The following is a 9,729-nucleotide window of genomic DNA, read 5'->3' on the forward strand; positions in this document are numbered from 1 at the left end:
TTCGTTCTCATAAATAAAAAAAGTTGGAGCTCAGTACTCCAACAATTTCTATTAAAATGTTTGACGTTTTGCTTTACGCTCTGCACGTCCACGTGCGCGATTTTCAGCGCGCTTGGTTTTGCGGCGCTTTTCATCAACCGCCCATTGAATTTTTTTCTTATAACCCGGTTTGACTTTTTTCTTTTTCTTTTTAACCAAACCAATCATTTCGATATCAAGCTTGTCTTGCTTTTTCTCACGATTAGCACGACGATCACGGTCATAGGTATCTTGAAATTCTCCGTCTTTGACCATCTTAGGAGTAAACTTGATTCCCAATTTCTCCAACTCACGAATATCCGAGTCATCACTTGGCTGATAGAGGGTAATAGCTGTACCTGGTAGACCGTTTCGTCCAGTACGACCAACACGGTGCACAAAGAAAGATAAATCTTGTGGAATAGCATCATTGATAACATGGCTGACACCTTCGATGTCAATTCCACGCGCTGCCAAATCCGTTGCAACAATATACTCAAAATCCAGATTTTTCACCTGATTCATGATACGCTTGCGCTCACGAGGGGCAATATCTCCATGGATTTTTGCCACCTTCAAACCTTGCGCAGTCAAGTAAGCATGCAATTCATCAGCCCGTGTTTTAGTGTTAACAAAAATCATTGCCAAATAAGGTTGCATCAACTGAGTCAGCTGGTAAATTTGATCATTCTTGTCACGTCCCTTAGTAGAAATCAACCAATTATCAATGGTATCAGAAATGACCGTTTTGGTCTTGATTTTTTCCATAACAGGATTTGACAAGTATTTTTTCAAGAATGGTTGCAGTTTTTGTGGGATAGTTGCTGAGAAGACCATGAATTGCAAGTCTTTTGGAAGACTGCCAGCAATCTTATCAACAGTTTCTAAGAATCCCATATCCAAGGTCATATCTGCCTCATCGACCACAAAGGTCTTGGTCTTGTGAATAGCTAAATTACCAGATTTAACCAAGTCATAGATACGACCTGGCGTTCCGATAACAATATGAGGTTGGTTGCTTGCCAATTTTTCAATTTGGCGAGCCTTATCTGTCCCCCCCACATAATTAACCACACGAACTTCCACTTCTGAGTGGGCTGCAATCTGACGAGCTGCTTGATAAATCTGAGTAGCCAACTCACGACTCGGTGCCGTAATCACTGCCTGTACACTATCACTAGATTCATCTAATTGCTGGAAAATTGGTAACAAGAAAGTATGAGTCTTACCTGAACCTGTTTTTGATTCACCGACTAGGTCACGACCTGCCAAAACAATCGGAATCAACTTATCTTGCACCTCTGTAGGAGTTGTAAATTTCAACTCCTCCAAGGCTTCTTTAATATAGTTTTTAAATTGAAATTTCGTAAATGACATAATATCCTCGATTCTATCTATCTGTTCAATTATACCACATTTTATTCCATTTCAGTAGTCTCACTTATTTAGGCTATTTCCAGTAGCTTCTCTAATAAGAAAAAGGCTGGAACTTCATGATTCCAACCTCTTTTCAGTCATTATTTCCAGTTTAAAGTAGCATTCAAGCCATAGTGATCACTCACTTGTGGACTCTTGTTACCATCAAATACGACATGTAATTTTTCCACCTCTAACTCCTTGGTAGTAAAAACATAGTCGATTCGAAGGGGTTCAGTGTTCCCCTTCCAGCCATCAATTTCTGGTGGAACAGTATAGCTACCACTTTTATCTTGAGCAACTTCAAATGCGTCTTGTAAGCCTAATGAACTAGCTAAAATAGCTTGGTAACCTTCCTGACCAGCTGGGTTGTTGAAATCTCCAGCAAGCAAAAGTGGCTTGTTCAATTCTTTCAAGACAGCCTCAAATCGTGCCCATTCTTCTTGGAAACCTTTATCCCACCAAGAAAGGTGGACACTGGCAACTGCAAGTTCATTACCATCGACTACAGTTTCAGCCAGGGCGACACGACGAGTATGATAGTCTGTTGGATCATCCACATCTGAAACCAAAATTTCTCTGGCTTTAATAGGTGTTTTAGATAAAATAGCCACACCTTCATGGTAGCGGTCATAACCGATATGATTATAGGCCCAGGTCCAATAATAATTTTTTCCTTGCTCTGACAACTTTTCAACCAAGAGTCTAACATAGTGGTCTTGATGAATAGGCTCAGCTGCTGGCAAAGCTTGATAGAGATCATTAACCTCCACCTCTGGCGAAGTGATCTCCTGATTGATTTCTTGGAAACAAATCAAATCATAGTCTTTTTCAAGAATATCCTCAAGCAAAATCTGGAATTTTTCCTCAGCTTCTTTTTCCATCCAACTGTGAGTATTGAGTGTTAAAAATTTCATTCTTTTCTCCCAAAATAAGAGGTTGGAATACAGCTTCCAACCTCAAGTATATTACAATTCTACTTTAGCAACTGCTGTTTTAGCTGCAAGAGAACCTGTTTTTTCTAATTTAACTGATTTAATAACATCACCATTTGTGAAGACAACCACTGTTGAAGTTTCACGTCCTGCTGCACGGATAGCATCCAAGTCAGCTGTGACAAGGAGATCTCCTGCTGCAACTTTTTGTCCTTCAGCAACATGAACTGTAAATGGTTTTCCTTCAAGACTTACTGTGTCCAAACCAATGTGAACAAGTACTTCAAGACCTGCTTCAGTCACAAGACCAAGAGCATGTTTTGTAGGGAAGATGCTTGATACAGTACCTGAAACTGGAGATACAATGTTTCCATTTGCAGGTTCTACAGCAAATCCATCACCCATCATTTTTTGAGCAAATACTGGATCTTTTACTTGTTCCAAAGCAACAACTTGACCGTCAGCTACTGAGTATACTTCCTCAGTAAGACCTTTGAAGTGAACAGTGTTTTGTTGTGCTTCAGTCATTTGGCTTGGAAGAGTTTCAGGAATGATTTCACCTGAATCAAGGATATCTTGGATATCAGATTTCAATACGTCTGCTTTTGGACCGTAGATAGCTTGAACTCCTTGTCCTTTCATGACAAGACCCATAGCTCCTTCTGCTTTCCATTGTTCTGCATCACCGACTTTGTCAGCATCTTTTACAGTTACACGAAGACGAGTCATACATGCATCAACATCAACGATGTTTGCACGTCCACCAAGAAGGTTAATAATGTTTACAGCTTGAGAGCCTGCTGCAACTTTCACTTCGCTACTAGCTTCTTCTGAACCTTCAGCAGTTTCGTAATTTCCGTTACGTCCTGGAGTTGCGTAGTTGAATTTTTGAATCATGAAGTTTGCGATAAAGTACATGATTACGGCAAAGAGAACAGTTACCCAGATAAAGTTAACGATATCCATACCAATACCAGCATTAATTGCTAGTGGTGTACGAGTCAAGAATTCAATTGAACCGAATGAGTGGACACGTAGGTTTACTACGTCAGCCATAGCGAAGGCAGCACCTTGAACAAGTGAGTAAACAAGATACATAGGTGTTGCTACAAACATGAACATGTATTCGATTGGTTCAGTAACCCCTGTCAAGAATGTTGCAAGAGCTGTCGCAATCATCATACCTTTATATTGATGTTTCTTATCAGCATCGACATTACGGTAGATAGCAACGATCATACCCATCAAGATACCGAATGAACCGATCATTTGTCCAACTTTGAAACGAGCTGGGTGAACAGTATCTAACAATTGTTGGTAGTGACTTGCATCTGTACCTTTAAGGTTAACAAGGTCTGTTACCCATGCAAGCCATAGTGGGTCTTGACCAAATACTTGAGTACCTTTAGCTGCACCAGTTAAAATGTCATAAGTACCACCAAGAGCTGTGTAGTTCATTGGGATAGTCAACATATGGTGAAGACCAAATGGCAAGAGCAAACGTTCCAAAGTACCATACAAGAATGGTGCAAGGATTGGAGCAGTTTCTTGTGAGTTGGCAATCCAGATACCAAAGCTATTGATACCTGTTTGAACTACTGGCCAGAAGGCAGCAAGTAGAATTGCAGCGATTGCTGAACGAAGAATAACTACAAATGGTACGAAACGTTTCCCGTTGAAGAATGAAAGTGCATCAGGAAGTTTACGGAAGTTGTAGTATTTATTGTAAGCAGTTGCCCCTACAAAACCTGAGATAATCCCTACAAACACACCCATGTTCAATGCTGGAGCTTCAAGAACACTAATGAAGTAATCAGCAACTTTGATTGAACCACCAAAGAGAGTTGTGACCATAGCATCTGGATTTTTCAACATATCTCCTGATACACCAAAGATTGTACCAGTGATACGGTTAATCAAGATGAAGGCAAGACCAGCGGCGAAAGCACCACCAGCACGTTCTTTAGCCCAGCTTCCTCCAATTGCTAGGGCAAACAAAATGTGAAGGTTACCGATAACCCCCCAACCAATTTGCTCAAGAATTCCACCTGTAACTACAAGTGGTGCAAAAGTTGGGTTAATCATTACGATAGACTTACCGATTGAAATCATCAAACCAGCAGCCGGCATAACCGCGATAACCACCATCAAAGCCTTACCGAATTTTTGCCAAAACTCGAAAGACAAGACATTTTTGAATGTATCTTTCATCATTCAAATCTCCTTTATTTTTATTTAGGCAAACGTTTTACGAAAACGTTTGCACTTTCTATAATTCAATTATACCACTTTAATTTTTTTTGTAAAGGCTTTTATAAAAAAAAGTAGACTTTTTTCTAAAATTTTTGTAGTAAAAAAGGAGATATTAAAATCTCCTCAAATATACTTCTATTTTAGATTTTCAGGAATCGGCGCATTGAAATTCCTGATCCGATTGAACCGATAAAAATTCCAATCACAAATAATAAGGCAATCATCAGTGGACTGAATACTTCTGGTGATATCATTGAAAGGTTCTGACCAACCAATGACTTATTAACAGATTGGTAAACCATTTTATAGACAATAAATACCAGAACTGATGGAAGTGTTGCTCCAAGCAAACCAATGAAGGCACCTTCAAGCAAGAAAGGTCCGCGGATATAGCCATTCTTAGCACCTACTAAACGCATGATTTGAATTTCACGGCTTCGTGAAATAATGGTGATACGTATAGTATTAGAAATCAAGAACACCGCAATGAAAATCAATAATCCAGCGATAACTAGTCCCCAAACACGAATAAATGAGGCTAACTTAAACAAGCGTTCTGTATTAGCACCACCATCTTGAACTTCTGATACACCTTCGATTTTTTTAGCCTCTTCTGCTACTGTCTTTACATCACTTGGTGTATTTGTATCAACGATATATGCATCATAGAGTGGATTGGCATCGCCTTCAAAGATTTTCCAGTTGTCCCCCATTGTTTCTGTCAACTTTTCATATTGTTCTTCTTTACTTGAAAACGTAACACTTTTAACGGTTGACATACCTTTCAAAGCATCATATACCTTATGGTAGTCGTTATTTGTAACAGTTTGACCTTCTTTTTCAATCGTCTCACTATTATCAGCTACGTCCTTACGAATGTATACCATTACTCGGACATTATTTTCGATATCTGTAGCTAGTTTAGCCGTATTAAAGATAACAGATGCAAATATTGCAACCAAGGTCAAAGTAATCATAACTGAACTAACAGCAGCTACTGTCATCCAGCCATTTCGTTTCAAACTTTTTAACGATTCAAATAAATGACGAAAAAATCTACTAATCATCGTATCCATATTCTCCTTTAGCTTCGTCACGAACGACACGGCCATTTTCAATGGCAATGACACGGTGGCGCAAGGTATTTACAATCTGACTGTTGTGGGTAGCCATCAAGACAGTTGTACCTTGGAGATTGATGCGTTCCAGCAAGTTCATAATTTCCCATGAATTATCTGGGTCCAAGTTTCCTGTTGGTTCGTCCGCAATCAATACTTTTGGATTGTTTACAATGGCACGTGCAATTGCAATCCGTTGCTGTTCTCCCCCTGAAAGTTCATTTGGGAAAGAACGAACCTTATGCTTCAATCCAACCAAGTCTAAGACTTCCATAACACGTTTTTTGATATTACGGCGACTTTCTCCAATTACCTCCATTGCATAAGCAATATTTTCATAAACGGTTTTCTTTGGTAACAGTTTATAATCTTGGAAGACAACCCCAACACTACGACGTAGGAGAGGAACATCTTTCTTTTTAATTTTAACCAGATTAAAACCAGCAACAGATAAGCTTCCTTTTTCGATTTTTACTTCGCGATACAAAGAACGAATAAAGGTTGATTTCCCAGCTCCTGAAGGTCCTACGATGTAAACAAATTCCCCTGGTTGAACGCTTACCGAAACACCACGTAGGGCAGTCGTTCCGTTGTCGTATTTTTTGACGACATCTCTCATTTCAATAATTGACATGTGAGTTCCTTTCTATCTTAGCTGATTCTCCACTTGAGATAGGCATCAATAAAACCATCTAGGTCTCCATCCATAACCTTATCTACTTGTGCAACTTCAAAGTTAGTTCGATGGTCTTTTACCATAGTATATGGCGTGAAAACATAAGAACGAATTTGACTTCCCCATGTGATTTCCTTTTTCTCACCCTTGAGGGAATCGACTTCCGCAGCTTTCTTCTCCTGCTCCATTTGATAGAGCTTAGCCTGCAACATCTTCATGGCACGATCTCTATTTCCATACTGGGTACGATCGACTGTTGACTGAACGACAGTTCCCGTAGGAATGTGTGTCAAACGCACACCTGTGGAAACCTTGTTGACGTTTTGTCCACCAGCACCACCTGAACGGAAAGTATCCATCTTGATATCATCTTCACGGATTTCTACTTCAATAGTATCATCCAATTCTGGCATCACTTCTACAGATGTGAAAGAGGTATGGCGACGTTTGGCAGAGTCAAATGGCGAGATTCGCACCAAACGGTGTACCCCCATTTCTGACTTGAGAAGACCATAGGCATTAGGTCCTTCAAATGATAAGGTTACTGACTTGATACCAGCTTCATCTCCTGCTTGGTAATCCAATACTTCCACTTTAAAGCCTTTAGCATTTCCATAGCGAGTGTACATACGAAGCAACATATCACCCCAGTCCTGAGCCTCAGTACCACCGGATCCTGGATGGATTTCCAAGATGGCATTATTATGGTCATAAGGTTCTGACAAGAGCAAGGTCATCTCGTAACTGGTCATCATCTTATCAAGTTCTGACAACTGTTCAACCAATTCTTCATGTACCGACTCATCTTCAGCTAAAAAGTCTAATAAAATTTCAACTTCATCCTGCAACTCTTCCATCTTATGGAAAGTATTGTAAGTGTTTTTTAATTCATTTAATTCTTGCGACGTTTTTTGGGCCGCGATATTATCGTTCCAAAAATCAGGTTCTGTCATCTTGTTTTCCAAGATAGCAATCTCTTCCTCTAAACCTTCGAGGTCAAAGAGACCCCCTGAAAGAAGCTAATTTTTCACGATTTGCGTCAATTTTCTGACGAATTACTGAAATGTCCATAAATACTCCTTTTTTGTATCATTTTATTATACCATAATCTATCATTTCTTTCCATCTTTTGCTCTAATGACTTTTTCTATCTTGATTATACAATCTAATTGCACAATAAAAACTCATAAAATTTTCTAGTAAAATAGAATTGAACGAACTAGTTACCAAAAAAAGTTTTATGAGCTACCATCATTCTACCATAGACAAGAGTGAAAGTATTCTCATTTACTGTACTCAAGGCCTAAATTTTTTCTCAAATTGCTAAGTTACCTCATCTTTATTAAACTAAATTATGAAATTCCCCAAGTGTTATATCCTTTATGCCTAACTTTCGGGGTACAGTCCAGTTCATACACATAGATCTTTTATCTCACAATCTCCCTGTTTCTTAATAGAGTATAAAAAATCGTCGTATGAATGTTCTGCATGTCAATTGTCGGCATAAATAGTTCGCTATTTTTACCTATTTAACAAAATCCTTCGTAACCTAGTCCAATTATACCACAAAAAGAGAGCATCTTTCGCTCCCTTTATTACTCCGGTAATTCTACCTTCAAGCTCATATCCGTCGGTTGTAATACCTTCTGAACTGCTGCAAGAAAGGCTAGTCCATTATCAGATGGAGAATATTGGAATGTGATATGGATGACTTTTTTATCAAAGCTATCGCCATATCGCTCTACATATTGCTTACTTTCGAGGAAGTAGATGTAGTTATTGAGTTTTTCTTGAAGTTTCAAGAGATGCTCTTCTTCGGTATCTGGAAGCCAAAGATTGCCATCTATTAATAAAAGTTCCAAGTCTGTATCACTCGCTCCGATTGCATCAATTTCTGAAACATCTAACTGAATTGGAGTTTCTTTTATCCAAAATTTTGTTTTTATCAAACGATAAAGTCGATTTATTGCATCACTTTCATTTTTAAATTCGTCTCTTATCCAGATATCTTGGCGCTCATTAACCTCATATACTTTATATTGACTAGATTTCTCATCGTAATAGTATCCCAAGGTAAATTGACCTTCAAATCGTTCATCAAACGCAATATGAAATATCCCTATCTTATCTCTGTGTTTATTAACGAAATTTACTAGTTCTTGTCTCGTCATTTAAATTCCTCCATCATCCCCATATTCAGCATATCAATTCCTCCAAAAGGTGTTACAATCTGTTCAGCGCCACCTGACATATCACCCCATTCTGCCGCTTTCCCATGAACACCATACTTAATATCATCACTAGACATACTCAAAGAAGTAGATGTATCGGATATATATTTTCGATACTTATCCGACAGCTCTAAAAATTGGTCTTGTGACACCCCTTCAATTCCTTCTTCTCTCAAAATCCTATTAAAAATCTTGATATCACCTTCACTGATAGCATCAATTTTATCAAAATAACTATCGGTTTTAAAGTTACCGTTATGGTAAGCTTTAAGATTTTCAACATATGGAATTGAACGTTGACTGTACGTATATGGTCCTTCGCTAGGAATATCCGAGAAGTTACCTCCTCCCATATGTCCAAACCGGTCCCATCGCTCTGGTAAACCAGAAGTTCTCGTTATAGGATGTACAGTTCCTTTTTTAAATCCTAATCTTTCTGGCCAATCATATGAAATCCAACCATCTTCAATTGATTTAACATATTGTGCATCAGAAGGAACATTGATATCTACTTTATCATCAAGCTCAGTAAAATACTTTTGAAGTTTTTGAACCTTTTCTTCTAAACTTAAGTCAGTTTTGTATAATTCACTGGTATACTGCTTCACCTTGTCAAAGCTTGATACTTTCTCAATTGTAAAACTGTCTGTTGGTTTGGAAATCACATCAATCCGAGTCCCTGGTTCAATTTTAGTGCCACCTGTAAAGCGACCTTTTCCTTCACCTACGATAGTACCGCCATATTTTGATAGATTATCCAGAATATCTTGGCGTTTAATGGATAAACCATCTTTTGCAGTCGTGTAATCTTGAATGCGAATTTTTCCAGTTTCATCTACACCGACAGCTTTTAATTGGATACGTTGAATTTCATCTGCTACATTACGTGTCTCAACGGTTATCCTAGTCTCGACATCTTTGAAATTTGTCTTGAAGTCATCAATCTTTGTAGTTGAAAACTCTCTGTAGTTAGCAAAATTTTGTTCAGATACGTTATTTTTCACATTATTGAGACTAAACTTGCTGGCTGCTGAGGAGACCGCATAACCTCCTACGATATTCCCGATAAAGTTTGCGGTTTG

The 9,729-nt window shown here is 38.5% G+C and carries 7 protein-coding genes and 2 pseudogenes; 1 reads left to right on the forward strand and 8 read right to left on the reverse strand.

Going from position 1 to position 9,729, the window contains the following annotated elements; genetic code table 11:
* Positions 1-51: 51 nt before the first annotated feature.
* The 6 genes from N8M95_RS03005 to prfB all read right to left on the reverse strand — a co-directional run bounded on the left by N8M95_RS03005 (position 52) and on the right by prfB (position 7,487).
* Positions 52-1,395, reverse strand: coding sequence for a DEAD/DEAH box helicase (locus N8M95_RS03005; protein ID WP_261116590.1), 1,344 nt, complete (start codon positions 1,393-1,395; stop codon positions 52-54).
* 140 nt (positions 1,396-1,535) lie between these two features.
* Positions 1,536-2,351, reverse strand: a complete 816-nt coding sequence (locus tag N8M95_RS03010) for an endonuclease/exonuclease/phosphatase family protein (protein WP_261116591.1) — start codon at positions 2,349-2,351, stop codon at positions 1,536-1,538.
* Between the two features lie 51 nt (positions 2,352-2,402).
* Positions 2,403-4,583 carry a PTS transporter subunit IIBC gene (locus N8M95_RS03015; RefSeq protein ID WP_261116592.1) on the reverse strand — a complete coding sequence of 727 codons (2,181 nt, stop codon included), beginning with the start codon at positions 4,581-4,583 and terminating at the stop codon, positions 2,403-2,405.
* A 179-nt stretch (positions 4,584-4,762) separates the two neighbouring features.
* Positions 4,763-5,689 carry a permease-like cell division protein FtsX gene (gene ftsX, locus N8M95_RS03020; protein ID WP_000625545.1) on the reverse strand — a complete coding sequence of 309 codons (927 nt, stop codon included), beginning with the start codon at positions 5,687-5,689 and terminating at the stop codon, positions 4,763-4,765.
* Complete coding sequence (ftsE, locus tag N8M95_RS03025) at positions 5,682-6,374, reverse strand: cell division ATP-binding protein FtsE (protein ID WP_000022269.1); 693 nt, start codon at positions 6,372-6,374, stop codon at positions 5,682-5,684. Before ftsE ends, ftsX begins: the two co-directional genes overlap by 8 nt.
* 17 nt (positions 6,375-6,391) lie before the next feature.
* Positions 6,392-7,487, reverse strand: a protein-coding gene (prfB, locus tag N8M95_RS03030) for a peptide chain release factor 2 (RefSeq protein ID WP_261104044.1) whose coding sequence is annotated in 2 segments (ribosomal slippage) — positions 6,392-7,414 and positions 7,416-7,487 — 1,095 coding nt in all. Because the reading frame shifts where the segments join, the coding sequence is not laid out codon by codon here.
* Between the two features lie 169 nt (positions 7,488-7,656).
* On the opposite strand from prfB, the pseudogene N8M95_RS09390 reads away from it, so the two are divergent.
* Positions 7,657-7,753: pseudogene (locus N8M95_RS09390) on the forward strand (helix-turn-helix domain-containing protein); the annotation flags it as partial.
* A gap of 258 nt (positions 7,754-8,011) precedes the next feature.
* On the opposite strand, the gene N8M95_RS03035 reads toward N8M95_RS09390, so the two are convergent.
* Both N8M95_RS03035 and N8M95_RS03040 read right to left on the reverse strand, forming a co-directional pair.
* Complete coding sequence (locus N8M95_RS03035; RefSeq protein WP_042751474.1) at positions 8,012-8,587, reverse strand: DUF6572 domain-containing protein; 576 nt, start codon at positions 8,585-8,587, stop codon at positions 8,012-8,014.
* A pseudogene (locus tag N8M95_RS03040) lies at positions 8,584-9,729 on the reverse strand (hypothetical protein); the annotation flags it as partial. The pseudogene N8M95_RS03040 and the gene N8M95_RS03035, both read right to left, overlap by 4 nt.

This window comes from Streptococcus mitis, assembly GCF_946190325.1.
GTDB classification, from domain to species: domain Bacteria; phylum Bacillota; class Bacilli; order Lactobacillales; family Streptococcaceae; genus Streptococcus; species Streptococcus mitis_CF.